Genomic DNA, 23044 nt, shown 5'->3' with positions numbered 1-23044 from the left:
CGTGCTCTCGCACTCCGCTTGCCTGCCTCGAACATGCCGCGCACATGGCGAAGCCCCGTCGGCGGTGCGCACCGACGGGGCCCATACGCGTGTCAGCCGATCGGAACCCCGGCTTCCAGGTACAGCGCCGCCCCGCGCTCCCGGGCCCGCAGCGCCCACCGCAGCCGCTCGTAGCGCACCGGCGGCAGCAGCTCCGCGGCCTCCTCCTCACTGGCGAAACACCAGCCGCGCAGCTCCGGGCCCGGGAGCAGCACCGCCTCCGCCCGGGTGGAGTCGAGCCGGCCGCCGTCGAAGAGGAGGCGCAGTCCGCCGTATCCGGGAGGCACGGGCGGTTCCCAGTCGACGACGAGGAGCCGTGGCACGTCGTCCAGTCGGATGCCGGTCTCCTCGGTGACCTCGCGCATCCCGGCCCGCGCGGGTGCCTCGCCGGGCTCGACGACACCGCCGGGGAACTCCCAGCCGGCCTTGTAGGTGGGGTCGACGAGCAGCACCCGGTCCTGCTCGTCGAAGAGGAGGACCCCGGCGGCCACGGTCTCGGCGGTGGGTTCCGGGGTCTGCACGATGTCGCACTCGGGCACGGTCCCGGCGGCGAGGTCCTGGGCGATCCGGGCGGCCGTCTCGTACGGGGTGAGCGCGCTGGTGTCGATCGGATGGGCGTCGGCGGTGAGCCAGGAGGCGAGGGCGGCCCGGTAGGGCTCGATGTGGTCGTACGCCCAGTGTCCCTGGCTCATCTGGCCGAGCGGCAGGGTCGGCGGGGCCTCCCGCCCGGCTATTCGTTCACGCAGGATCGTTTCCGCCGGTGCGAGGAGAACGTGCCGGACCGTGATCCGACGGGCGGCGAGCCCGCCGAAGATCTCGTCGCGGTACTCCTGGCGCAGCAGGGTCATCGGGACCACGAGGGTCCCGCCGAGCTCGGCGAGCATCGCCGCCGCCGTGTCGATCACCAGGCGCCGCCAGATCGGCAGGTCCTGGAAGTCGCCGACCTCGGCGAGGTGCTTGGGCGGCAGGAGACGCACGACCGCCGCGCCGATGTCCTCGGGGTCGAAGAGCGTGCTGTTCGGGATCAGTTCGATCAGTTCCCGTGCGGTGGTGGTCTTCCCCGCACCGAACGCGCCGTTGATCCAGACGATCACGGACTCCCCCTCTTCTGTTTGGCCCCCTGTGGCTTGCCCGTTCCACCCTGCCACGGAAACCAGCCGCAGATGAGGGCGCACGAACGCGGCACCGGGGCCCCTCGGTGGAGGGACCCCGGTGCCGCTCATGCTGTTCGGGTACCTGACGTCCGGAAACGGCCCGACTTCGCGTCCCGGCCCCAGGCCACCCCCTGCGTGCGACCCCCGTCAGTCCCCCTGGCCGAGGGCGGTCCCGCCCACGCCTTCCAGGCTCTCGCCGGAGACGGTGTGGTCGAGGGTGCTGAGGGTCTTGTCGACGTCGAGGTGATCGAGTTCCTCGCCCAGGGCGTGCGAGGGAGTGACCGCCGCGACGACGAAGCCGGTGGCGAGGGAGGCGATGGCGAGCATGCTGCGCTTCTTCATGGCCTGATCAACGGCACCGGACCGATTGGGTCACGCTGCCGTATCCGCGACCGCTCCCTTCCACCACAGTCCAACACGTCCTAACGTAAACGCTCATAACATGACGCGTACATGGCGTCAGCACCTTCAGCTGGTTCGGAGGAACGTAACGATGCGTCACCTTCACACCCGCACCACCCGCCGAAGGACGGTCGCCGCACTCACAGTGCTGCTGCTCGCGGTGCCCGGGGCGGCCCACGCCGTCGCCGACGAGCCGTCGGCCGACCCGCCCGCCCTGGCCGACGGACTCGCCCTCACCCCACCCATGGGCTTCAACAACTGGAACTCCACCCACTGCCGGGCCGAGTTCGACGAGTCCATGGTCAAGGGGATCGCGGACATCTTCGTCGACAAGGGCCTCAAGGACGCCGGATACCAGTACGTCAACCTCGACGACTGCTGGGCCCTGCCGGACCGGGACGCCGACGGCAAGCTCGTCCCGGACCCGGCCCGCTTCCCGAACGGCATCAAGGCCGTCGCCGACTACGTGCACGCCAAGGGGCTCAAGCTCGGCATCTACACCAGCGCGGGCACCAAGACGTGCAACAGCGCCGGTTTCCCGGGCGCGCTGGGCCACGAGTACAGCGACGCCCGGCAGTTCGCCGACTGGGGCGTCGACTACCTCAAGTACGACAACTGCAACAACCAGGGCGTGGACGCCAGACTGCGCTACACGACCATGCGCGACGCGCTCAGGGCGACCGGCAGACCGATCGTCTACAGCATCTGCGATTGGGGCGAGAACAAGCCCTGGGAGTGGGCCTCGGACGTCGGTCACCTGTGGCGCACCACCGGCGACATCAGCGACACCTGGGGCTCGATGCTGTCGATCCTCAAGCAGAACCTGCCGCTGGCGCCCCACGCGGGCCCCGGCCACTGGAACGACCCGGACATGCTGGAGGTCGGCAACGGCGGTATGACGGACACCGAGTACCGCTCGCACTTCTCAATGTGGTCGGTCATGGCCGCCCCCCTGCTCATCGGCACCGACCTGCGCTCGGCCTCCGCGGAGACCTTCGAGATCCTCTCGAACAAGGAGGTCATCGCCGTCGACCAGGACCCGCTGGGCAAGCAGGGCGCCGTGGTCTCGTCCGAGGGCGGGCGCTGGGTCGTCGCCAAGGAGATGCAGGACGGCAGCCGTACCGTCGCCCTGTTCAACGAGTCGGGCAGCCCCCAGCGCATCGCCACCACCGCCGCGGCCGTCGGCCTGCCCGGCGCGGACGCGTACACCCTGCGCGACCTGTGGCGGCACCGGACCCACAACACCGCGGGCACGATCTCGGCGACCGTCCCCGCGCACGGAACGGTCCTCGTACGGGTCTCCGTCGACCGCAGGTGGCAGCAGTACCCGCCCGCCGTCGAACTCGGCCTGGGCGGCGACACCTTGGTGCAGGCGGGCCGGCCCGCCGCGCTGACGACGGCGGTGACCGACCTGGGCCGCACCCCGGCCGGGCAGGTCTCCGTACGGCTGACGGGCCCCGCGGGCTGGACGGTGCGGGCGACGTCGCCGACCTCCGCCGCGATCCTGCCCACCGGCCGTTCGCTGCGCACGAGTTGGTCGGTCACCGCTCCGCCGGGGACGCCGACGGGGTCGTACGACCTGACGCTCAGGGCGAGTTACCGCTCGCCGACCGGTGTCCGGTCCGACAGCGTCCTGCCCTTCGGCGCGACCGTGGTGGTCCCGCCGCCCTCGGGTACCTCCGGCCTCGGTGACCTGCCGTGGCTGTCGGCCGCCAACGGCTACGGGCCCGCCGAACGCAACACCAGCAACGGGGAGAGCGCCGCGGGCGACGGTCACCCGATCACCATCGGCGGAGTGGTGTACGCCAAGGGGCTCGGGGTGCACGCGGAGAGCTCCGTCGAGTACTACACGGGCGCGGCCTGCGAGACGGTCACCGCGCAGGTCGGCGTGGACGACGAGAAGGGCGCGAACGGCACGGTCGCCTTCGAGGTATGGGCGGACGGCACCAAGGTGGCGTCCACCGGCGTGCTGACCAACGCCATGCCGGCCCGGCCGCTCACCGCGGACGTCACCGGCGCCCAGGTGGTCCGGCTGGTCGTCACCGACGGCGGCGACGGCATCGACTCGGACCACGCCGACTGGGGCGACGCGCAGTTGAGCTGCTGAGAGCCGCCGTACGCACGCGGCGGCCGGGCCCGTCGTCGGAGCCGGCCGCCGCGTGAACGTTTCTCTCGCCCCTGGTCGGCCCCGGCCGTCAGACCACCGCGGCCGTGCCGGTCCGCTTCGCCAATGCCGCCGCGGCCGCCCCGACCAGCCCGGCGTCCGTGCCCATCTGCGCGGGCACGATCGTCAGGCGCTGGACGAAGGACAGGGTCGCGTAGTCGGCCAGCGCCTTGCGCAGCGGTTCGAAGAGGACGTCACCCGCCTTGCCGACCCCGCCGCCGATGACCGCGATGTCGATCTCCACCAGGGTCGCGGTGGCCGCGATCCCGGCGGCCAGCGCCTGGGCCGCCCGGGCGAAGGAGGCCACGGCGACCGGGTCGCCGCCGCGGGCCGCGGCGGCCACCGCGGCGGCGGACGTGTCGCCGTCGGGACCGGGCCGCCAGCCGTTCTCCAGAGCGCGCCGGGCGATGTTCGGACCGCTGGCTATGCGCTCCACACAGCCGCGCGCGCCGCACGGGCACGGGTCGCCGTCGAGGTCCACGCTGATGTGACCGATGTGGCCCGCGTTGCCGGTGGGCCCGGCGTGCAGCTCGCCGTTCAGCACCAGACCGCCCCCGACCCCGGTGGACACGACCATGCAGAGCGCGTTGTCGTGTCCGCGCGCGGCACCTTGCCAGTGCTCGGCCGCCGTGATGGCCACACCGTCGCCGATCAGCTCCACGGGGAGCCCGCCGGCCGCCTCCCGGACCCTGCGGACCAGCGGGTAGTCGCGCCAGCCCGGTACGTTCACCGGGCTCACGGTGCCGGTGGAGGCGTCCACCGGGCCCGCGCTGCCGATCCCGAGGGCGCCCGCGCGTGCCCACAGCGGCGAGTCCGTGAGCTCGCCGAGGGTCTCCTCGACGGCGCGCATCACGCTCTCGCCGTCCTCCTGCGCCGGCGTGGCGCGCTGGGCGCGGAGCAGGATCCGGCCGTGGCCGTCCACCAGCGCTCCGGCGATCTTGGTGCCGCCGATGTCGAGCGCAGCCACGAGGTCGGTGTGCATCAGTGTCAGTTCTCCCCGTTCAACCTTGAGGAATGGACAGGCCGGTGTCGCGGTGGGGCGCTGGCCGACAGATTGCGGTGGACAGTGTCTCCCGCATCTGACAACGTTGTCCAGGCTCTATGCTCGACGCCACATCCTCATACAAAATCATGGACCGCCGCATCCCCGTCGACGACAGGACAGGACGCCGTATCGTGCCCGACACCCACAGCCGAGCAGACCGCCTCTCCACGACCCGGTACGGCAACCGCCCGACCATGAAGGACGTGGCGGCACGCGCCGGCGTCGGACTCAAGACGGTCTCCCGTGTGGTCAACGGCGAACCGGGGGTCACGCCCGAGACGGAACACCGGGTCCGGGAGGCCATCGAGGCCCTCGGCTTCCGCCGCAACGACAGCGCGCGCGTGCTGCGCAAGGGCCGTACCGCCAGCATCGGGCTGGTCCTGGAGGACCTCGCCGACCCGTTCTACGGCCCGCTCAGCCGCGCGGTGGAGGAGGTGGCCCGGGCCAACGGCGCCCTGCTCATCAACGGCTCCAGCGCCGAGGACCCGGAGCGCGAGCAGGAACTGGTGCTGGCGCTGTGCGCCCGGCGGGTGGACGGCCTGGTGGTCATCCCGGCCGGTGACGACCACCGCTACCTGGAGCCGGAGCTGAAGGCGGGCGTCGCCACGGTGTTCGTGGACCGTCCGGCGGGCCGGATCGACGCCGACGTCGTCCTGTCCGACAACTTCGGCGGTGCCCGCGACGCCGTGGCCCACCTCATCGCCCACGGCCACCGGCGGATCGGCTTCATCGGCGACATGCCCCGCATCCACACCGCCGCCGAGCGGCTGCGCGGCTACCGGGCCGCCATGGAGGACGCCGGCATCGAGGTGGCGGACGCCTGGACCTCGCTGGGCGTCACCGACCCGCAGCGGGTGCGCCGGGCCGCCGAGGAGATGCTCTCCGGCCCCTCCCCCGTCACCGCGATCTTCACCGGCAACAACCGGGTGACGGTCACCGTGATCCGGGTCCTCGCCGAACACACCCGCCGCGTCGCCCTCGTCGGCTTCGACGACATCGAACTCGCCGAACTGCTCCAGCCGGGTGTCACGGTCGTGGCCCAGGACGCGGCGGCCCTGGGACGTACGGCGGCGGAGCGGCTCTTCCGCCAGCTGGACGGGACGCTGCTGATGCCGGAGCGGATCGAACTGCCGACGCGGCTGATCACCCGGGGCTCGGGCGAGCTGCCGCCGGCGGACTGAGCGGCCGTGCGGGACCTCACCCTGGAGGCACTCGGCCTGGCCGAGGCTCCTCGCGACCATCCGCTGCTCTATCCCGGCGTCTGGCCGGCGGACTCCGCACTGCTCGACGGCGACCGGCTGGTGCCCCTCGACGGGCCGCTGCCCCTGGACCGGTGGCGGCACGAGGACCGCGTCCCCGTCCTCGCGGTCGGCTCCAACGCCAGTCCCGGTCAGCTGCGGCACAAGATGGCCGAGTCAGGCATCGCCTCGCCGGTCCCGATGCTGAAGGCACGGGTGACCGGCGTCGACGTGGGCGTCTCGGCACACGTGAGCCGCATGGGGTACGTGTCCGCGTCGCCCTTCGAAGCCCCGGACGCGGTACGGGAGTTGTTCGTCGTCCTGCTGGACCCCGAGCAGCTCGCGGTCATCGACGCGAGCGAGGGGGTGTCCCTGCCGCACGGCAACTACGGGCGGGCCTGGCTGCCGGCTCCCGAGGTGCGGGCCGAGCTGCCCGGCGGCGTCACGCTTCCGGGCGTCCACGCGTACGTCAACCGTCACGGCGTCCTGCACGACGGCACCGGCGTCCCGCGCACCCACCCCGGCCAGCGGGAGCTGCTGACCGAACTCCTCGTGGGATCGGCCCGGTTGCGGGAGCTGTTCGGCGTCACCCCGGAGGAGTTCGCGGCCCGGGCCCGCCTCCTGTGCGAGGCGGGCACCCGGCTGTTCGCCGACGAGAAGCGGGTCACGGAGTCGGGCCTGGAACGGTACGTGACGGTTCAGCAGACGGGGAGTCCCGGCACCGGCTCGTCGTTGTTCCCGCCCTTGATGTAGACGTCGCTGACGTAGACGCCGGTGTTGCCGCTGTCGTCGTCCGTCCTCGCCCACCAGACGTTGGTCCACGAGCCGGAGGTCTCGCGGCGGCCCAGGTTCGACTGGCAGAAGAAATAGTTGGTGCCCGCGTAGAGGACGCCGGCCTCGGCGCCGGAGGCGGTGTAGGACTTGGCGGTCTTCCAGACGGTGCAGTTGTACTTGCCGCCGCCGATGGCGGTGCAGGCCGGGGTCGGTGCCGGGGTGCCGGCGTCGCCGTCCCCGGTCGTACCGCCGTCCCCGGAGCCGCCGCCCGTCTCGTCGCCGTCCGAGCTGCCCGAGCCGCCGCCGGAGGAGTGGGCCGTCGCGGACGCGGAGGCTCGGCTCGTGGGTCCGGCGCTGCCGTCCTTGCCCGGCGTCTTCTTGTCGCCGGGGGTCTTTCCGGCGTCCCCGTCGGTCAGCGCGGTGCTGCCGGTAGGGCCGCCGTCGGTGCGGGGGGAGGCGGAGGAGGAGGCCGGCCCGCTCGTGCCGGAGGCGATCGGCCGGGCGTCGGCCTCGGCCTTGCCCGAGTCCTTCATCAGCGCGAGGGCCGTGCCGGCCACCGCGAGTACGACCGTGACGGCCGCGGCGGCGAGCAGGACGCGCCGCTTGCGACGGGGCGTGCGGGAGGGGTCCATGGGGGCCGTGTCACGGGCCATGGCGTAGCTCTGCGGCGAAGGTGCCGCGGGGGCCGGGGAGGTCCCCGGACCGGGGACCGGAGTGCTGCCCTGCGGGGTGGCACCGACGGCCTGCGCCGGGGATCCGGCCCGGCCGGCGGTCTCGTGCCCGGAAGCGGCCCCGACCCACCAGGGCGCCGGCGCCTCGGTGTGCCCCGTGGGGTCCGCGGCGGGCGCGGCGCCCTCCGTGGCCTGCGGCCCTGGAACGGCCGGTGCGGCCGGTGACGCGGGCACGTCGGGGACGGTCTCGGCCTGCCCCGCCGGTTCGGCCGTACCCCGCAGGGTCGTGGTGGGACGGTCCGCCCCGGGCTCGGCCCCGTCCGCCACCGCCTCCAGCAGCGCACGCGCCTCCCCGGCCGCCGGACGGGCCTCGGGCCGCTTGTCCAGCAGACGCTGAAGGACGGGGCCGAGGGGACCGGCGCGGTGGGATTCGGGCAGCGGTTCGCCGACGATCGCGGTGAGCGTGGAGAACGTCGACGTGCGGCGGAACGGCGAGGCGCCTTCGACGGCCGCGTACAGCGTGGCGCCCAGTGCCCATACGTCGGAGGCCGGTCCCGGGTCGGCGCCCTGGGCCCGCTCGGGGGCCATGTAGTCCAGGGACCCGACGAGATGGCCGGTGCGGGTCAGGTTCGTGGCCGAGCCGTCGCCCGGGTCGTCCATGGTGGCGATGCCGAAGTCGGTGAGCAGGACGCGGCCGGAGCGGTCGAGGAGGATGTTGCCGGGCTTGACGTCCCGGTGCAGCACGCCGGCCTCGTGGGCGGCGGCCAGGGCGTCCATGACCTTGGCGCCGATGCCGGCCGCCTCGCGCGGGTCGAGAGTGCCCTGCCTGCGCAGCACCTGGTCCAGGGAGGGGCCCTCGACCAGTTCCATGACGATCAGCGGGCGCCCGTCGACCTCGGCCACGTCGTGCACCGCGACGACTCCGGGATGGCGGACGCGGGCCGCGGCGCGGGCCTCGCGCTGCATCCGCAGCCGCAAATCGGCGAGTTCGGGCCCGTCCGCGTCGGTGTAGGTCCGCAGTTCCTTGACCGCGACCTCGCGGCCGAGGACCTCGTCGACGGCCCGCCAGACCACGCCCATACCGCCGCGACCGAGCTGGGACACGACCCGATAACGCCCGGCCAGCAGGCGACCGGCCTCGCCCTGGCCCTTTTCGTTGGTCTCCCCCGAAGACACCGCTGCCCCGTTCCTGTGACACGTCAATGCGTGCGGTACAGACTACGGGGCAGGAGTGACAACTCCATCCGGCGGTTGCGACTGTGACAGGGTCGCTACGTCTTCCGCCGGTGCGTGGGGACGTCTGCGGGGCGGTCAGTGCGGGGAGACGGTCAGATCGCCGCGTCGGGGTGCCGCGTAGCCTTCCAGGTCGGCCCGAGTCAGGCCGGTCAGCCGGGCCACCTCGCCGATGTCGAGCGCGCCGCAGTCGAGACCGCGCAGCAGATAGCCGCTGAGCGCCTTGGCGGTGGCCGGCTCGTCCATGACGTCGCCGCCGGCCCGGTTGGCGTAGCGGGCGAGTCGTCCCGCGGCCTGTTCGAAGCCTTCGCGGTAGAAGGCGAACACGGCCGCGTACCGCGTGGGGATGTGGCCGGGGTGCATGTCCCAGCCCTGGTAGTAGGCGCGCGCCAGCGCCCGGCGGGTCAGGCCGTAGTGCAGCCGCCAGGCGTCGTGGACCTTCGGCGTCGGCCCGACCGGCAGGACGTTGGTGGAGCCGTCGGAGACCCGTACCCCGGTGCCCGCGGCGGCGACCTGCATGACCGCCTTGGCGTGGTCGGCGGCGGGGTGGTCGCTCGCCTGGTGGGCGGCGGAGACGCCGAGGCAGGCGCTGTAGTCGAAGGTGCCGTAGTGCAGCCCGGTGGCGCGGCCCTCGGCGGCCTGGATCATGCGGGCGACCGCGGCGGTGCCGTCGGTGGCGAGGATGGACTGGCTGGTCTCGATCTGGATCTCGAAGCCGAGCCGCCCGGAATCCAGTCCGTGCGCCTTCTCGAAGGCCTCCAGGAGCCGGACGAACGCGGTGACCTGCTCGGGGTACGTCACCTTCGGCAGGGTCAGCACCAGCCCCTCGGGCAGGCCGCCCGCCGCCATCAGGCCGGTGAGGAAGACGTCGAGGGTCCGGATGCCCCGGTCCCGCACGGCGGCCTCCATGCACTTCATGCGGATGCCCATGTACGGCGCCGCCGTGCCGTCCCGGTACGCCTCGGCGATCAGCCGGGCCGCGCGGGCCGCCGTCTCGTCCTCCTCGGCGTGCGGGCGCGGGCCGTAGCCGTCCTCGAAGTCGACCCGCAGGTCCTCGATCGGCTCGTGCTCCAGCTTGGCCCGCACGCGCGCGTACACGGGCTCGGCGAGGTCGTCGGACAGCCCGACGACGGCGGCGAAGGACGCGGCGTCCGGGGCGTGCTCGTCGAGGGCGGCGAGAGCCTGCTCTCCCCAGGTGCGGACGGTGTCGGCGGCGAAGACGTCACCGGGGACGTAGACGGTGTGCACGGGCTGGCGGGTGCCGGGGTCTCCGGGGTAGCGGCGCTCCAGTTCGGCGTCGACGGGCGCGAGGGAGGCGCTGATCTCCTCGCTGACGGCTCCCGCGAGGCTCGTCGCCACCTGCTCCTGCTGGCCCTGACCCATCCCACGTCCTCCAGTTTTCCGCTCTACGGAATCAACAATCCGTAGAGCGAAGTTATCCGCGAAGCTTCCCGACGGTCAACACCCCGTCCACAGCGTGAGCCGCCGCGTTCATGCGAGCAGCCGAGAACCCCTACGCCGTCTACCGCACCCCGGCTCGACCATTCATCCTGTCCCGTCGGGAGGGAATCAACATGTCGGACACCCACAGAATGACGCGTCGCATGGGCCTCAGAACCGCCGTGGCCGCCGCCGTCACCGTGCCGCTGATGGGCACGCTGCCGGCCTCGGCCGCCAAGCCGTACCGCCGCCGACTCGATGTCATGACCTTCAATCTGCGCTACGCGAGCACCTCCGAACCCAACAGCTGGGCCGCCCGCCGCCCGGTGATGCGCCGGCTGCTGCGCCGGGAGGCCCCCACCCTGCTGGGCACCCAGGAAGGCCTCTACCAGCAACTGCTCGACATCCACTCCGACCTCGGACCGCACTACGACTGGATCGGCACCGGCCGCGAGGGCGGCAGCCACGACGAGTCCACGGCGGTCTTCTACGACAACCGGCGCCTGGCCCCCGTCGAGCACGACACGCACTGGCTCTCCGACACGCCCGCGGTCATCGGCTCGAACACCTGGGGTGCCGCGCTCCCCCGGATCGTCACCTGGGTCCGCTTCCGCGACCGGGCCGCCGGCGGACGGGAGTTCTACGTCCTCAACACCCACTTCGACCATGTGGGCCAGTACGCGCGCGAACGTTCCGCGCAGTTCCTCGGCCGGCGGATCGCCGGGTTCGAGCCGGGGTTGCCGGTCCTCGTGACCGGCGACTTCAACGCCACGGCCCACGACAACCGGGCGTACGACATCCTGCTCGCCACGGGACTGGTCGACACCTGGGACGCCGCCGCCGAACGCAGCGAGCCGTACGCCACCTTCCACGGCTACAGACCCCTGGTCCCGGACGGCGACCGCATCGACTGGATCCTCGCCACACCCGGCACGCGCGTGCACCGGGCCGGCATCAACACCTTCGCGGTGGACGGGCAGTTCCCGAGCGACCACCTGCCGGTGCAGGCCACGCTCACCCTGGGATGAGGCGAGGCCCCCGCGACCGCGTCGGCGGTCACGGGGGCCTCGTGCGCCCGGGGCGGGATCAGCCCTTGCGGGTCTTGATCTCCTCGGTGAGGGCGGGGACGACGTCGAAGAGGTCGCCGACGACGCCGTAGTCGACGAGGTCGAAGATCGGGGCCTCGGCGTCCTTGTTGACCGCCACGATCGTCTTCGAGGTCTGCATGCCCGCGCGGTGCTGGATCGCGCCGGAGATGCCGTTGGCGATGTAGAGCTGCGGCGAGACCGACTTGCCGGTCTGGCCGACCTGGTTGGTGTGCGGGTACCAGCCCGCGTCCACCGCGGCACGCGAGGCGCCGACGGCCGCGCCGAGCGAGTCGGCGAGGGCCTCGATGATCGCGAAGTTCTCGGCGCCGTTGACACCACGGCCGCCGGAGACCACGATCGCGGCCTCGGTCAGCTCCGGGCGACCGGTCGACTCACGCGGGGTGCGGCCGGTGACCTTGGTGCCGGTGGCCTGCGCGGAGAAGGTGACGCTCAGCTCGGAGACGTCGCCGGCGGCCGGGGCGGCCTCCACGGCGGCCGAGTTCGGCTTGACCGTGATGACCGGGGTGCCCTTGGAGACACGGGACTTGGTGGTGAAGGACGCGGCGAACACCGACTGGGTGGCCACCGGGCCCTCGTCGCCGGCCTCCAGGTCGACGGCGTCGGTGATGATGCCGGAGCCGATGCGCAGCGCCAGACGGGCGGCGATCTCCTTGCCCTCGGCGGAGGACGGGACCAGGACGGCGGCCGGGGAGACGGCCTCGACGGCCGCCTGGAGGGCGTCGACCTTGGGCACGACCAGGTAGTCGGCGTACTCGGAGGCGTCGTGGGTGAGGACCTTGACGGCGCCGTGCTCGGCGAGCGCTGCGGCGGTGTCGGCGGCGCCGTTGCCCAGCGCGACGGCGACGGGCTCGCCGACGCGGCGGGCCAGGGTCAGCAGCTCCAGGGTGGGCTTGCGGACGGCACCGTCCACGTGGTCGACGTAGACGAGAACTTCAGCCATGGGAATGCTCTCCTGCGGATTGCGAAGTCTGAGGGGCGGAAGGGGGTGTGAGCCTCAGCGGGCCAGGACCCTTAGATGAACTTCTGGCTCGCGAGGAACTCGGCGAGCTGCTTGCCGCCCTCGCCCTCGTCCTTGACGATCGTGCCGGCCGTGCGGGCCGGACGCTCCGCGGCGGAGTCGACCTTGGTCCAGGAGCCCTCCAGGCCGACCTGCTCGGCGTCCAGCTCCAGGTCGGACAGGTCCCAGGACTCCACCGGCTTCTTCTTCGCCGCCATGATGCCCTTGAAGGAGGGGTAACGCGCCTCGCCCGACTGGTCGGTGACCGAGACGACCGCCGGCAGGGAGGCCTCCAGCTGCTCCGAGGCGGCGTCGCCGTCGCGGCGGCCCTTGACGGTGCCGTCCTCGACGGAGACCTCGGAGAGCAGGGTGACCTGGGGGACGCCCAGGCGCTCGGCCAGCAGGGCCGGCACGACGCCCATGGTGCCGTCGGTGGAGGCCATGCCGGAGACGACCAGGTCGTAACCGGCCTTCTCGATCGCCTTGGCCAGGACCAGCGAGGTGCCGATCGCGTCGGTGCCGTGCAGGTCGTCGTCCTCGACGTGGATGGCCTTGTCGGCGCCCATGGACAGCGCCTTGCGCAGCGCGTCCTTGGCGTCCTCGGGGCCGACGGTCAGGACCGTGACCTCGACGTCGTCGTCGGAGTTCTCGGAGATCTGCAGCGCCTGCTCGACCGCGTACTCGTCCAGCTCGGAGAGCAGACCGTCCACGTCGTCCCGGTCGACGGTCAGGTCATCGGCGAAGTGCCGGTCGCCGGTGGCGTCGGGCACGTACTTCACAGTGACAACGATCCTCAAGCTCACGCCGGCTCTCCTACTGCATCGTCATTTTCGGCTGCCTCTTGCAGGCAGCATAGGCGCCCCAAGCGGCCGATCCCGGTCGGGGCGGGCTGTGCTCCGACCGCAATATTACTCACCAGTACATACAGTTCCTGCCCGCTAAGCAAGCGCTTTGAACTGTGACCTTCGCAACGCAGCGTAATCGGAACTCGACGGCCCCGCATACCGGCGTGGGCGCCTGACGAGCCGGATCAGTCGCGCAGGCCGTTGAACCGTCCCTGGTGGTAGAGCAACGGCCGCCCGTCGCCCGCAGGATCACCGATCCGCACCTCGGCCAGCACGATGCGGTGGTCACCGGCCGGCACGCGCGCGTGCACCCGGCACACCAGCCAGGCGAGCACGTCGTCGAGGACCGGGACGCCCTCGGGCCCCTCGCGCCAGGCGGTCGGTGCGCCGAAGCGGTCGGCGCCGCTGCGGGCGAAGGTGGCGGCCAGCTCCTCCTGGTGCTCGCCGAGTATGTGCACGCCCACGTGCTCGGCCCGGGATATCGCGGGCCAGCTGGAGGCGCCCGTGCCGATCCCGAAGGACAGCATGGGCGGCTCGGCGGAGACCGAGGCGAGGGAGGTGGCGGTGAAGCCGACCGGACCGGCCTCACCGCTCGCGGTGATCACGGCGACCCCCGCGGCGTGCCGCCGAAAGACGGAGCGCAGGAGGTCGGGAGAGGCGAGCTGAGCGCTGCCGAGGGATGTGGCCGTCATGCGGTGTTCCTTCTGCGAGGCGTGTCGAGCCGGACCGTGACTGCTCAACAGACCGGACAGCGCGCGCTCGCGGTGCGGGCGAGGTCGACGTGAACCCGCCCGAACAGAAGGAGTTCCGTAGGCATACGGTCAGGCTGACGATAGCTGCCGTGCACAGTCAAGTCGGTTCCGGGATGTGGGAGCCGGCTCACCGTGAGCCCTCCCGGTGTCAAACCGCCTCCCCGACCGCCGCGATGACATCCGCCTTGCGCGGCTGCCCGGCGGCGCGCCGGACGACCCTGCCCTCGGCGTCGAGGACCAGCACGGTCGGCGTCTTGAGGATGTCGAGCGCGCGGACCAGGTCGAGGTTCTTCTCGGCGTCGATCTCGACGTGGGTCACGCCGGGGACCATGGCGGCGACCTCGCCGAGCACCCGCCGGGTCGCCCGGCAGGGCGCGCAGAAGGCGCTGGAGAACTGCACGAGCGTGGCGCGCTCCCCGAGGTCCTCCCCCAACTCGGCCGCACCGAGCCTCTTGCCGTCGTCGCGCCCGCGCACCCGTACCCTCCCTCTCCGCCGCCGTTGCAGCAGTCCATAGGCGCTCGCCGTCACGAGCACCGCCGCGCACACCACAAGTCCGGTCATCACCCGCATCAGCATTCATGAGACTGCAAAGATTCCCGCCTCCTCCAGGACTGCCCGTTGCGGAATGCTTGATTCATGGACATCGATGCAAGAGGGCCGCGTTTCGGCGCGGCCGTGACGACCGTCGTGCTGGCGGCCGTTCTGATCACGGGCAGCTTCTGGCTGCTGGCCTGGCAGACGCTGGCGTTCGCGCTGGGCGCGGCGGGCGGGGTGGGCCGCTCGCCGTACGGAGTTCTGTTCCGTCGGGCCGTACGACCCCGGATCGGTCCGCCGACCGCGTTCGAGTCACCACAGCCGCCGCGCTTCGCGCAGGCGGTGGGCCTCGCCTTCGCGGCTCTCGGGCTCGTGGGATTCGGGATCGGGCCGCAGTGGCTCGGGCTCGCCGCCACGGGCGCGGCGCTCGCGGCGGCGTTCCTCAACGCCGCATTCGGGTACTGCCTGGGGTGCGAGATGTACCTGCTCGTACGGCGGGTAGCGGTACGCACGGAGTAAAGGCGGCGTAAAACCACGAGGTGGATCACGGGACGCACGTGACGAGAATCTCTCCCCCAGCGGGCACCAGGGCTGGCTACCCGCTCGTTCTTCGGGCACGATCTGCGAGATGCCGTAAACCTACGGCTGCGTAACTTATCGCCGGGAGCCAGCTTCCCGGGCAGAGCAGGAAGGGCCCACCCCGCCCATGGCAGAGCTTGTCTACCGTCCCGTCGTCGGATTCGCCCAGGCGCTGTTCAAGGCCTGGGACCTCAAGATCGACTGCAAGGGGTCGGAGAACATCCCGCGCTCGGGCGGCGCCGTGCTGGTGAGCAATCACATCAGCTATCTGGACTTCGTCTTCAACGGTCTGGCCGCGCTCCCGCAGAAGCGTCTGGTGCGTTTCATGGCGAAGGAGTCCGTCTTCCGCCACCGGATCTCGGGTCCGCTGATGCGCGGGATGAAGCACATCCCGGTCGACCGCAAGCAGGGCGAGACGGCATACGCCCACGCCCTGGAGTCGCTGCGGTCCGGCGAGATCGTCGGGGTCTTCCCGGAGGCGACGATCTCGCAGTCCTTCACGCTCAAGAGCTTCAAGTCGGGTGCGGCGCGGATGGCCCAGGAGGCGGGCGTCCCCCTGATCCCGATGGCCGTCTGGGGCACGCAGCGGCTGTGGACCAAGGGGCACCCCCGCAATTTCAAGCGCAGCCACATCCCGATCACGATCCGGGTCGGGGAGGCGATCGAGGCGTCCCGGGACAAGTACGCGGGGGCGATCACCCGCCAGGTGCGCGAGCGGGTCAACGAACTGCTGGAAGCCGCCCAGCGCGCCTACCCCGTGCGCCCGAAGGGGCCCGACGACACCTGGTGGATGCCGGCGCACCTCGGGGGCACGGCGCCTACTCCGGAGCAGGTGCGCGAGGCGGAGGCGCGGTAGTCACCTCGATCCGCGCTCCCGGACTGAACTTCTCCAGCAGCTCGGCCAGTTCGGTGCCCGCCTTCTCCACGTCGGCGTACGGCATCGGGGCCATGCTCTCCAGCAGGAAGATCCCCGAGACCGTCTCCTCCGTGAGCCTCGTGCGCGGGCCCTGGCGCCAGTTCCAGCGGCGGCAGGTCACCCCGGCGTCGTCGCGCCAGACGACCTCGCCGGGGTCCGAGTGCTCGACGACCTCCTCGCCACCGGCCGCGGTCACGAACTCCTCGTCGCCGGCGGCCCGCACCAGGCGCATCCCGCCCCGGACGCGGTCGAGGTCCTCGCCGCCGACGGGGACGAGGTGCGCGACGCTGATCGCGTTGTACAGGTCGACCAGGAGGTTGATGCGGGGCAGGCCCGCGTCCGACAGTGCCCTCTTCGCCAGCGCCTCCGCCGAGTTGCGGGTGCGCGACGGCTTCGAGCCGAACGCCGTGTAGACCTCCCGCCAGGCCGCCATGTGCGGGTCCTCGTGCGGGGCACGCCCGTCCAGGCGTACGGCGAGACGGCGGGCCGCGTCGTCGAGCAGCGCCGAACTCGCTTCGGTGCTGGGGCCGTTGACGAGCCCGTGGGCCTCGACGGCGAGGTGTCCGAAGCCGGGCGCGAGGGCACGGACCTCGTCGGACACGGTCAGGGAGAAGGTCATCGGTGCCTCAGAGTGCGGTGGGAAGCGTCTTCCAGAGGTGGGGCCGGTCGGGGGCGGCTTTGAGGACGCTCAGGACGGCCGGGTGCGGTTCAGCATACAGGACCGGGTAGTCCATCTCGTTGGACTCGGGATCGGGCGTGAAGGCAAGACGTTCGCCGTCCAGGGAGAACTGGGCGTCCACGCCGGGCTTGTTGCCCCGGGGGTCCTGGCGGTGCCAGGCGCCGTTGAAGCGGACGGCGACCAGGCCGTGGATCACGCCCAGTTGCTGGTAGCAGAGGGCGGTCGGGATGTCCTCGGCGCGCAGCAGTGCGGCCAGGGCGTGCGCCTTGGCGTAGCAGATGCCGGTTTTCTGCTCCAGGACGTCGGAGGCCCGCCAGGTGACGCGGAGGTCGCCGGAGTCCTGGGAGTGCGGAATCGTGTCGCGGACGAACTCGAAGGCCAGCCGCGCATAGGCATACGAGTCGACCGCCTCTTTGGCGAGCCGTGCGGCGGTCTCCCGCACGACCGGGTGGTCATGGTCGATGACCTCGTCGGCGGCCAAGTACGCGGAGAGGTCGGGGGTGTTCTGGATCAGCTCCATGCCCGCAGAGCATAGGAAGACGATCACCTCACGGTCAATCAATTTACGGTGCACGGTATATTTATGCGGAATAGCAGTGGACGGTCACCACCTGCGAGGCACTCCACCGCTGCTCGACCGTGGCGAGCCGCGTCCAGCCCAGCCGTTCGTAGAGGGCCGCCGCGGCGGTGTCGGAGGCCACGACGTCCAGCACCGGGTGCAGCCCGCTGTGCCGTGCCTCCTCGACCGCCCGGCCCATCAGCAGGGCGCCGATCCCGTGCCTCCGCGCCCACGGGGCGACGAACAGCCGGCCCACCACCGCGGCCCTTTCCGCGCTCGTACCGTTGCGTTCGCCCCACAGGACGGGGGCCAGGTCGCCCTCGCCGCCGCGGGTGAGGCCCACGTGGCCCGCCACCCGGCCGTCCAGATCGGCGACCCAGTCGCCCAGCGCCGAAGCCCGGGTGAGCCACTCGCCGGGCCTGGCGGGCCAGTTCACCGGGTAGCCGTCGCGGCGGTGCACCTCCGCCAGCACCCGCACGCACGCCCGCACGTCGTCGTCCGTCCTCGGCCGGACCCGGCTCCGCATCTCGTCCACACCGGCATGCAAGCACAGCCGGCCTCCGGCCGGGCGCCCGGCTAGCGGGCCATCTCCTCCTTCAGCGCCGCCACGAACATGTCCACGTCGTCCTCGGTGGTGTCGAAGGCGCACATCCAGCGGACCACGCCTGCGGCCTCGTCCCAGAAATAGAAGCGGAAGCGCTTCTGGAGGCGCTCGCTCACGTCGTGCGGGAGCTTGGCGAAGACGCCGTTGGCCTGGACCGGGTGGAGGATCTCGACGCCGTGGACGGCCCGCACGCCCTCGGCCAGGCGCTGGGCCATCTCGTTGGCGTGGCGGGCGTTGCGCAGCCACAGGTCCTTGGCGAGCAGCGCCTCCAACTGCACCGACACGAAACGCATCTTGGAGGCGAGCTGCATGGACAGCTTGCGCAGGTGCTTCATGTGGGAGACGGCGTCCTGGTTGATCACCACGACCGCCTCGCCGAACAGTGCGCCGTTCTTCGTCCCGCCGAGCGAGAGGATGTCGACGCCGACCGCGTTGGTGAACGTGCGCATGGGGACGTCGAGGGAGGCGGCCGCGTTGGCTATGCGGGAGCCGTCCAGGTGGACCTTCATCCCGTGCGCGTGGGCGTGGTCGCAGATCGCGCGGATCTCCTCGGGCGTGTAGAGCGTGCCGAGTTCCGTGGACTGGGTGATCGAGACGACCTGGGGCATCGCGCGGTGCTCGTCGTCCCAGCCGTAGGCCTGCCGGTCGATCAGCTCGGGGGTGAGCTTGCCGTCGGGGGTGGGCACGGTGAGCAGCTTGAGGCCGCCCATCCGCTCGGGGGCGCCGCCCTCGTCCACGTTGATGTGCGCGCTCTCGGCGCAGATCACCGCGCCCCAGCGGTCGGTGACCGCCTGGAGCGCGACGACGTTGGCGCCGGTGCCGTTGAAGACCGGGAACGCCTCGGCCGTGGCCCCGAAGTGGCTGCGGACGATTCTCTGGAGGTTCTCGGTGTAGTCGTCCTCGCCGTACGCGACCTGGTGCCCGCCGTTGGCCAGCGCCAGGGCGGCGAGCACCTCCGGGTGGGCCCCGGCGTAGTTGTCGCTGGCGAAACCGCGGACCTCCGGGTCGTGATGGCGACGCGCGTCGGTCTTCGGGGGGTTCACGGCTTCTCGGTGAGCCACAGACGGTTTCCGTTCACTTCGGCGGCGGGCTTGTCCCAGACACCGGCGATCGCCTCGGCCAGGTCCTTGACGTCCGTGAAGCCCGCGAACTTCGCGTTGGGCCGCTCGGCGCGCATGGCCTCGTGCACCAGTGCCTTCACCACCAGGATGGCAGCCGCGGACTTCGGCCCGTCGGCGCCCCCGGCCTTGCGGAAGGCGTCGGCGAGAGCGAGCGTCCAGGCCTCGGCGGCGGCCTTGGCGGCGGCGTACGAGGCGTTGCCCGCGGTCGGCTTCGTCGCACCGGCGGCGCTGATCAGGACGTAGCGGCCGCGGTCGCTGCGCTGGAGCCCCTCGTAGAACGCGAGGGAGGTGTGCTGCACGGTGCGGATGAGCAGGAGTTCCAGGAAGTCCCAGTCGTCCAGGCTCGACTTGATGAAGGTCTCGCTGCCGCGCCAGCCGCCGACGAGGTGGACCAGGCCGTCGACCCGGCCGAAGTCCTTCTCGATGTGCGTGGCCCAGTCGCGGGTGGAGTCCAGGTCGAGCAGGTCGACCGGTTCGCCGGTCACGGTGGCGCCGCCGGAGGCGTAGCGTGCCGCGTCCACGGCCTCCGCGAGCCGCTCCGGGTCGTTGTCCGCGCCGACGACGGTCGCGCCCGCCTCGGCCAGCCGCAGCAGTGCCGCGCGGCCCGCGGGACCGCCCGCGCCGGCCACCGCGATCACCGCACCGCTGAGAGCTCCGTTCCCCACCATGTTCTTCGCCTCCTGTGCAGCCGCCGCGACGGCCTGTGCAGTGTTCCCGGTGCCGCGCTCGCTCACGCGGCGACCCGCTCTGCGTTCTCCGCCGTGATGCCCCGGGTCGAGGCGATCACATGGCGGAGCTTCTTGGAGAGGGCCTCATAGAACATGCTCAGCGGAAACTCGTCCGGAAGCACGTCATCCACGAGTTTCCGGGGCGGCTGGGACAGGTCGAGGGCGTCGGGACCCTTGGCCCACTTGGAGCCGGGGTGCGGGGCGAGGTAGGTGGAGACGAGCTCGTAGCCGGCGAACCAGTGGACGAGCTTCGGACGGTCGATGCCGTCGCGGTAGAGCTGCTCGATGTCGGCGCAGAGCTGGTTGGTGACCTGCGGGGCGCGCTGCCAGTCGATGAACAGCTTGTTGTCGGTCCAGCGGACGACGTCGTGCTTGTGCAGGTAGGCGAAGAGGAGCTGACCGCCGAGGCCGTCGTAGTTGCGCACGCGCTCGCCGGTGACCGGGAAGCGGAACATGCGGTCGAAGAGGACCGCGTACTGCACGTCACGGGCCTGCGGGACGCCGTCCGCCTGGAGCTTCACGGCCTCCTTGAAGGCGGTGAGGTCGCAGCGCAGCTCCTCGAGGCCGTACATCCAGAACGGCTGGCGCTGCTTGATCATGAACGGGTCGAAGGGCAGGTCGCCGTGGCTGTGGGTGCGGTCGTGGACCATGTCCCACAGGACGAAGGCCTCCTCGCAGCGCTTCTGGTCGTGGACCATCGCGGCGATGTCCTCGGGCAGCTCCAGGCCCAGGATGTCGACGGCGGCGTCGGTGACCCGGCGGAAGCGCGCGGCCTCGCGGTCGCAGAAGATGCCGCCCCAGGAGAAGCGTTCCGGCGCCTCGCGCACGGCGATGGTCTCCGGGAAGAGAACGGCGGAGTTGGTGTCGTAGCCGGCCGTGAAGTCCTCGAACTTGATGCCGCAGAACAGCGGGTTGTCGTAGCGGGTGCGCTCCAGTTCGGCCAGCCAGTCGGGCCAGACCATGCGCAGCACGACCGCCTCCAGGTTGCGGTCGGGGTTGCCGTTCTGCGTGTACATGGGGAAGACGACCAGGTGCTGGAGGCCGTCCGCGCGGTTCGCGGCGGGCTGGAAGGCCAGCAGGGAGTCGAGGAAGTCGGGCACCTCGAAGCCGCCCTCGGACCAGCGCGTGAGGTCCTTGGCCAGGGCGGCGTGGTAGTCGGCGTCGTGCGGCAGCAGCGGCGACAGCTCCTGCACGGCCTCGACGACACGGCGTACGGCGGCCTCGGCGTCGGCACGCTCGGGGGCGCCCTCGGCCTCGAAGTCGATCGACCCGTCCTTGGACTGCCACGGCCGGATCTGCTCCACGGCATCCTTGAGCACCGGCCATGCCGGGTGCTCCACCACCCTGGTCACGGGAGGAACCTGGTCCCCCGAAGCCGCCTGCACAAGAATTTCCGTCATGTCCCATCCTCCACGGGAGAACCTCGCGTATGGAGACCGTATACATACGGGCTTCCGTCCAGCAAGAGCGGTCACGGGAAGTTATCCTGCTCACCCCAATGGTCACCGAACTTTTTCCTGTCGCGTGCCTTGAACACCGCGATTCCGGGTATCAGTTCTCGCTCCCCCGCACGTCACCGCGATCCCTCGCGTACGCACGGGTCCCTCACACGGCGTAGCCATTAGGCTGCGGCTCTGCACCGAGCCGCCGTCGACGGAAGCGAGTTGAACCTTGAACTTCCTTACCATCGGTCATCGCGGAGTCATGGGTACCGAACCCGAGAACACCCTCCGTTCCTTCGTCGCCGCCCAGCAGGCCGGCCTCGACGTCATCGAACTCGATCTGCATCTGAGCAAGGACGGCGCCCTCGTCGTCATGCACGACACCGACGTGGACCGCACGACCGACGGAACCGGCCCGATCGCCGAGAAGACCCTTTCCGAACTGCGCGCCCTGGACGCGGGCCGCGGGGAGCGCGTTCCGACCTTCGAGGAGGTCCTGGACGCGGTGCGCTCCCCGCTCCAGGCCGAGATCAAGGACATCGCGGCGGCCCGGGCGCTGGCCGAGGTCATGCACCGGCGGGACCTGGTCTCCCGGGTCGAGGTGTCCTCGTTCCACGACGAGGCGATCGCCGAGATCGGCCGCCTGGTGCCCGGCGTACGGACCGCGCTGATCGGCAGCAGGTTCGGCCCCGACATCGTGGAGCGCGCCGTCGAGGCCGGTGCCGGGACGGTGTGTCTCAACATCCGCCGGCTGACCCTGGAGGTCGTCGAGGCGGCCCGCAAGGCGGACCTGAAGATCATCGGCTGGGTGGTGAACACGCAGGACCATCTGCGGCTGGTGCGCGCCCTGGAACTGGACGGCGCGACGACCGACTACCCGGAGATCAAGCGCACCGGCCGCTTCACGGCGTGAGCCGCGTCCATCACGCAAGGCGCGGCAGGAACGTCACACCAGCGGCTTGACCAGCAGCTCGAACTGAAGGTCGTCGCGCTGCGGCACACCGAAGCGCTCGTCGCCGTACGGGAAGGGCGTCATCCGTCCCGTACGGCGGTAGCCGCGCCGTTCGTACCAGGCGATGAGGTCGTCGCGCACCGAGATCACGGTCATGTGCATCTCCGTGACGCCCCAGGTCTCCCGGGCGATCCGCTCCGCCTCGGCGATGATCACCTTGCCGAGGCCGCCGCCCTGGAGGGTGGGGCTGACCGCGAACATCCCGAAGTAGGCGTGGGTGCCCCGGTGTTCGAGCTGGCAGCAGGCGACGACGCGCCCCTCGCGCTCCACCGTCAGCAGCCTGCTGTCGGGCGCCTTGATGACGGCGAGCACGCCCTCCGGGTCCGTCCGCTGTCCCTCCAGGATGTCCGCCTCGGTCGTCCACCCGGCCCGGCTGTCGTCCCCGCGGTACGCCGACTCGACCAGCGCGACCAGCGTGTCCACGTCGGCGTCGGTGGCGTCACGGAAGGTGAGGCCGGCGGTGGTCTCCATGGGGCGCATCTCCACTTCAGGGGCACGACTCGGGCAGGGTCGAGAGTAACGCCCCCGATAGGCTCGCCCGCATGGTGCACGTACTGAGCAGCCGCGTCCTGCTGCGGCCCACGGACCCGGAGCGTTCCCGGGTCTTCTACGGCGATCAGCTGGGCCTCGCCGTGTACCGCGAGTTCGGCACGGGGCCGGAGCGGGGCACCGTCTACTTCCTCGGCGGCGGGTTCCTGGAGCTGTCGGGGCGCTCCGAGGCTCCCCCGGCCGCGGACGTACGGCTGTGGCTCCAGGTCCCCGACGTGAGCGCGGCACACGAGGAACTGCTCGCCAAGGGGGTCGAGATCGTGCGGCCGCCGGTGAAGGAGCCGTGGGGGCTGGTCGAGATGTGGGTGGCGGACCCGGACGGCACACCGATCGTGCTGGTGGAGGTGCCGGCCGACCATCCGATCCGCTACCGGCCCGGCATCTGACGGCACCCCGCACGACGCCGCACGGTACCGGTCCGGAATCGGGCCGCACCCAGCGCAACACCACACGTACC

Annotated in this window: 24 protein-coding genes; 8 read left to right on the top strand and 16 right to left on the bottom strand. The window is 71.5% G+C overall.

Annotated elements, in window-relative coordinates:
- Positions 1–92: 92 nt before the first annotated feature.
- A complete protein-coding gene (locus tag ACIQJT_RS10810) occupies positions 93–1133 on the bottom strand; it encodes an NUDIX domain-containing protein (RefSeq protein WP_402641967.1) in 1041 nt (346 codons plus the stop codon).
- 207 nt (positions 1134–1340) lie between these two features.
- Positions 1341–1535, bottom strand: a complete 195-nt coding sequence (locus tag ACIQJT_RS10805) for a hypothetical protein (RefSeq protein ID WP_402641965.1) — start codon at positions 1533–1535, stop codon at positions 1341–1343.
- Between the two features lie 151 nt (positions 1536–1686).
- Here ACIQJT_RS10805 and ACIQJT_RS10800 point away from each other — a divergent pair, with 151 nt between their 5' ends.
- Complete coding sequence (locus ACIQJT_RS10800; RefSeq protein ID WP_402641962.1) at positions 1687–3702, top strand: NPCBM/NEW2 domain-containing protein; 2016 nt, start codon at positions 1687–1689, stop codon at positions 3700–3702.
- 88 nt (positions 3703–3790) lie between these two features.
- Here the strand turns inward: ACIQJT_RS10800 and ACIQJT_RS10795 are convergent, their stop codons facing one another.
- Positions 3791–4741, bottom strand: a complete 951-nt coding sequence (locus ACIQJT_RS10795) for an ROK family protein (protein ID WP_402641959.1) — start codon at positions 4739–4741, stop codon at positions 3791–3793.
- A 194-nt stretch (positions 4742–4935) separates the two neighbouring features.
- On the opposite strand from ACIQJT_RS10795, the gene ACIQJT_RS10790 reads away from it, so the two are divergent.
- Together ACIQJT_RS10790 and ACIQJT_RS10785 are read left to right on the top strand one after the other, a co-directional pair.
- The gene (locus ACIQJT_RS10790) at positions 4936–5985 is read left to right on the top strand and encodes a LacI family DNA-binding transcriptional regulator (protein WP_402642606.1); all 1050 of its coding nucleotides are present in this window, start codon (positions 4936–4938) and stop codon (positions 5983–5985) included.
- 6 nt (positions 5986–5991) lie between these two features.
- Entirely contained in the window at positions 5992–6795 is an 804-nt protein-coding gene (locus ACIQJT_RS10785; protein WP_402641957.1) for a hypothetical protein, read from the top strand.
- Here the strand turns inward: ACIQJT_RS10785 and ACIQJT_RS10780 are convergent.
- Together ACIQJT_RS10780 and ACIQJT_RS10775 are read right to left on the bottom strand one after the other, a co-directional pair.
- Positions 6741–8663, bottom strand: coding sequence for a protein kinase (locus ACIQJT_RS10780; RefSeq protein ID WP_402641954.1), 1923 nt, complete (start codon positions 8661–8663; stop codon positions 6741–6743). The genes ACIQJT_RS10785 and ACIQJT_RS10780 overlap by 55 nt on opposite strands.
- Before the next feature lie 135 nt (positions 8664–8798).
- Positions 8799–10103 (bottom strand): DUF6986 family protein, encoded by a 1305-nt coding sequence (locus tag ACIQJT_RS10775; RefSeq protein ID WP_402641951.1) that lies wholly within the window; start codon positions 10101–10103, stop codon positions 8799–8801.
- Positions 10104–10324: 221 nt separating this feature from the next.
- Here ACIQJT_RS10775 and ACIQJT_RS10770 point away from each other — a divergent pair, with 221 nt between their 5' ends.
- On the top strand, positions 10325–11188 hold the full coding sequence (locus tag ACIQJT_RS10770) for an endonuclease/exonuclease/phosphatase family protein (protein WP_402641948.1): 864 nt from the start codon (positions 10325–10327) through the stop codon (positions 11186–11188).
- Positions 11189–11246: 58 nt separating this feature from the next.
- Here the strand turns inward: ACIQJT_RS10770 and ACIQJT_RS10765 are convergent, their stop codons facing one another.
- The 4 genes from ACIQJT_RS10765 to ACIQJT_RS10750 all read right to left on the bottom strand — a co-directional run bounded on the left by ACIQJT_RS10765 (position 11247) and on the right by ACIQJT_RS10750 (position 14425).
- The gene (locus tag ACIQJT_RS10765) at positions 11247–12209 is read right to left on the bottom strand and encodes an electron transfer flavoprotein subunit alpha/FixB family protein (RefSeq protein ID WP_280853074.1); all 963 of its coding nucleotides are present in this window, start codon (positions 12207–12209) and stop codon (positions 11247–11249) included.
- Positions 12210–12280: 71 nt separating this feature from the next.
- The gene (locus tag ACIQJT_RS10760; RefSeq protein ID WP_365448907.1) at positions 12281–13069 is read right to left on the bottom strand and encodes an electron transfer flavoprotein subunit beta/FixA family protein; all 789 of its coding nucleotides are present in this window, start codon (positions 13067–13069) and stop codon (positions 12281–12283) included.
- Between the two features lie 227 nt (positions 13070–13296).
- A complete protein-coding gene (locus ACIQJT_RS10755; protein WP_402641944.1) occupies positions 13297–13803 on the bottom strand; it encodes a flavin reductase family protein in 507 nt (168 codons plus the stop codon).
- A gap of 208 nt (positions 13804–14011) precedes the next feature.
- Positions 14012–14425 carry a TlpA family protein disulfide reductase gene (locus ACIQJT_RS10750; RefSeq protein ID WP_402641941.1) on the bottom strand — a complete coding sequence of 138 codons (414 nt, stop codon included), beginning with the start codon at positions 14423–14425 and terminating at the stop codon, positions 14012–14014.
- Positions 14426–14500: 75 nt separating this feature from the next.
- Here ACIQJT_RS10750 and ACIQJT_RS10745 point away from each other — a divergent pair, with 75 nt between their 5' ends.
- A complete protein-coding gene (locus tag ACIQJT_RS10745) occupies positions 14501–14917 on the top strand; it encodes a DUF4395 domain-containing protein (RefSeq protein ID WP_365448903.1) in 417 nt (138 codons plus the stop codon).
- A gap of 187 nt (positions 14918–15104) precedes the next feature.
- Positions 15105–15833: a lysophospholipid acyltransferase family protein gene (locus ACIQJT_RS10740; protein ID WP_365448901.1), complete on the top strand. Its 729-nt coding sequence runs from the start codon at positions 15105–15107 to the stop codon at positions 15831–15833.
- Here ACIQJT_RS10740 and ACIQJT_RS10735 read toward each other — a convergent pair.
- The 6 genes from ACIQJT_RS10735 to ACIQJT_RS10710 form a co-directional block, all read right to left on the bottom strand.
- Positions 15796–16512: a B3/4 domain-containing protein gene (locus ACIQJT_RS10735; protein WP_402641937.1), complete on the bottom strand. Its 717-nt coding sequence runs from the start codon at positions 16510–16512 to the stop codon at positions 15796–15798. The two genes, ACIQJT_RS10740 and ACIQJT_RS10735, sit on opposite strands and share 38 nt — an antisense overlap.
- 7 nt (positions 16513–16519) lie before the next feature.
- Positions 16520–17092, bottom strand: a complete 573-nt coding sequence (locus ACIQJT_RS10730) for a transglutaminase domain-containing protein (protein WP_365448897.1) — start codon at positions 17090–17092, stop codon at positions 16520–16522.
- Positions 17093–17153: 61 nt separating this feature from the next.
- On the bottom strand, positions 17154–17657 hold the full coding sequence (locus tag ACIQJT_RS10725) for a GNAT family N-acetyltransferase (protein WP_402642604.1): 504 nt from the start codon (positions 17655–17657) through the stop codon (positions 17154–17156).
- A 50-nt stretch (positions 17658–17707) separates the two neighbouring features.
- A complete protein-coding gene (locus tag ACIQJT_RS10720; RefSeq protein WP_402641934.1) occupies positions 17708–18778 on the bottom strand; it encodes a threonine aldolase family protein in 1071 nt (356 codons plus the stop codon).
- The gene (locus ACIQJT_RS10715) at positions 18775–19524 is read right to left on the bottom strand and encodes an SDR family oxidoreductase (protein ID WP_365448893.1); all 750 of its coding nucleotides are present in this window, start codon (positions 19522–19524) and stop codon (positions 18775–18777) included. Before ACIQJT_RS10715 ends, ACIQJT_RS10720 begins: the two co-directional genes overlap by 4 nt.
- A gap of 62 nt (positions 19525–19586) precedes the next feature.
- Entirely contained in the window at positions 19587–20984 is a 1398-nt protein-coding gene (locus ACIQJT_RS10710; RefSeq protein WP_402641932.1) for a DUF6421 family protein, read from the bottom strand.
- Between the two features lie 271 nt (positions 20985–21255).
- On the opposite strand from ACIQJT_RS10710, the gene ACIQJT_RS10705 reads away from it, so the two are divergent.
- Positions 21256–21939: a glycerophosphodiester phosphodiesterase family protein gene (locus ACIQJT_RS10705; protein WP_365448889.1), complete on the top strand. Its 684-nt coding sequence runs from the start codon at positions 21256–21258 to the stop codon at positions 21937–21939.
- Between the two features lie 33 nt (positions 21940–21972).
- On the opposite strand, the gene ACIQJT_RS10700 is transcribed toward ACIQJT_RS10705, so the two are convergent.
- Positions 21973–22509 (bottom strand): GNAT family N-acetyltransferase, encoded by a 537-nt coding sequence (locus tag ACIQJT_RS10700; protein WP_365448887.1) that lies wholly within the window; start codon positions 22507–22509, stop codon positions 21973–21975.
- Between the two features lie 71 nt (positions 22510–22580).
- Between ACIQJT_RS10700 and ACIQJT_RS10695 the strand changes: the two genes are divergently transcribed.
- Complete coding sequence (locus ACIQJT_RS10695) at positions 22581–22973, top strand: VOC family protein (protein WP_365448885.1); 393 nt, start codon at positions 22581–22583, stop codon at positions 22971–22973.
- The last annotated feature ends 71 nt before the right edge of the window (positions 22974–23044 follow it).

It is taken from the genome of Streptomyces sp. NPDC091972 (genome assembly GCF_044756385.1).
GTDB lineage: Bacteria > Actinomycetota > Actinomycetes > Streptomycetales > Streptomycetaceae > Streptomyces.
The sequence above is the reverse complement of the archived record's forward strand: the minus strand, read 5'-3'. Positions and strand labels throughout refer to the sequence as shown.

Excerpts from the sequence above, each read along its gene's own strand:
- ACIQJT_RS10715 (WP_365448893.1), bottom strand. The coding sequence starts at position 19,524 with ATGGTGGGGAACGGAGCTCTCAGCGGTGCGGTGATCGCGGTGGCCGGC.
- ACIQJT_RS10725 (WP_402642604.1), bottom strand. The coding sequence starts at position 17,657 with ATGCGGAGCCGGGTCCGGCCGAGGACGGACGACGACGTGCGGGCGTGC.
- ACIQJT_RS10735 (WP_402641937.1), bottom strand. The coding sequence starts at position 16,512 with ATGACCTTCTCCCTGACCGTGTCCGACGAGGTCCGTGCCCTCGCGCCC.
- ACIQJT_RS10740 (WP_365448901.1), top strand. The coding sequence starts at position 15,105 with ATGGCAGAGCTTGTCTACCGTCCCGTCGTCGGATTCGCCCAGGCGCTG.
- ACIQJT_RS10805 (WP_402641965.1), bottom strand. The coding sequence starts at position 1,535 with ATGAAGAAGCGCAGCATGCTCGCCATCGCCTCCCTCGCCACCGGCTTC.
- ACIQJT_RS10695 (WP_365448885.1), top strand. The coding sequence starts at position 22,581 with ATGGTGCACGTACTGAGCAGCCGCGTCCTGCTGCGGCCCACGGACCCG.
- ACIQJT_RS10745 (WP_365448903.1), top strand. The coding sequence starts at position 14,501 with ATGGACATCGATGCAAGAGGGCCGCGTTTCGGCGCGGCCGTGACGACC.
- ACIQJT_RS10755 (WP_402641944.1), bottom strand. The coding sequence starts at position 13,803 with ATGACGGCCACATCCCTCGGCAGCGCTCAGCTCGCCTCTCCCGACCTC.
- ACIQJT_RS10730 (WP_365448897.1), bottom strand. The coding sequence starts at position 17,092 with ATGGAGCTGATCCAGAACACCCCCGACCTCTCCGCGTACTTGGCCGCC.
- ACIQJT_RS10800 (WP_402641962.1), top strand. The coding sequence starts at position 1,687 with ATGCGTCACCTTCACACCCGCACCACCCGCCGAAGGACGGTCGCCGCA.
- ACIQJT_RS10795 (WP_402641959.1), bottom strand. The coding sequence starts at position 4,741 with ATGCACACCGACCTCGTGGCTGCGCTCGACATCGGCGGCACCAAGATC.
- ACIQJT_RS10765 (WP_280853074.1), bottom strand. The coding sequence starts at position 12,209 with ATGGCTGAAGTTCTCGTCTACGTCGACCACGTGGACGGTGCCGTCCGC.
- ACIQJT_RS10710 (WP_402641932.1), bottom strand. The coding sequence starts at position 20,984 with ATGACGGAAATTCTTGTGCAGGCGGCTTCGGGGGACCAGGTTCCTCCC.
- ACIQJT_RS10700 (WP_365448887.1), bottom strand. The coding sequence starts at position 22,509 with ATGGAGACCACCGCCGGCCTCACCTTCCGTGACGCCACCGACGCCGAC.
- ACIQJT_RS10770 (WP_402641948.1), top strand. The coding sequence starts at position 10,325 with ATGGGCCTCAGAACCGCCGTGGCCGCCGCCGTCACCGTGCCGCTGATG.
- ACIQJT_RS10750 (WP_402641941.1), bottom strand. The coding sequence starts at position 14,425 with ATGACCGGACTTGTGGTGTGCGCGGCGGTGCTCGTGACGGCGAGCGCC.
- ACIQJT_RS10775 (WP_402641951.1), bottom strand. The coding sequence starts at position 10,103 with ATGGGTCAGGGCCAGCAGGAGCAGGTGGCGACGAGCCTCGCGGGAGCC.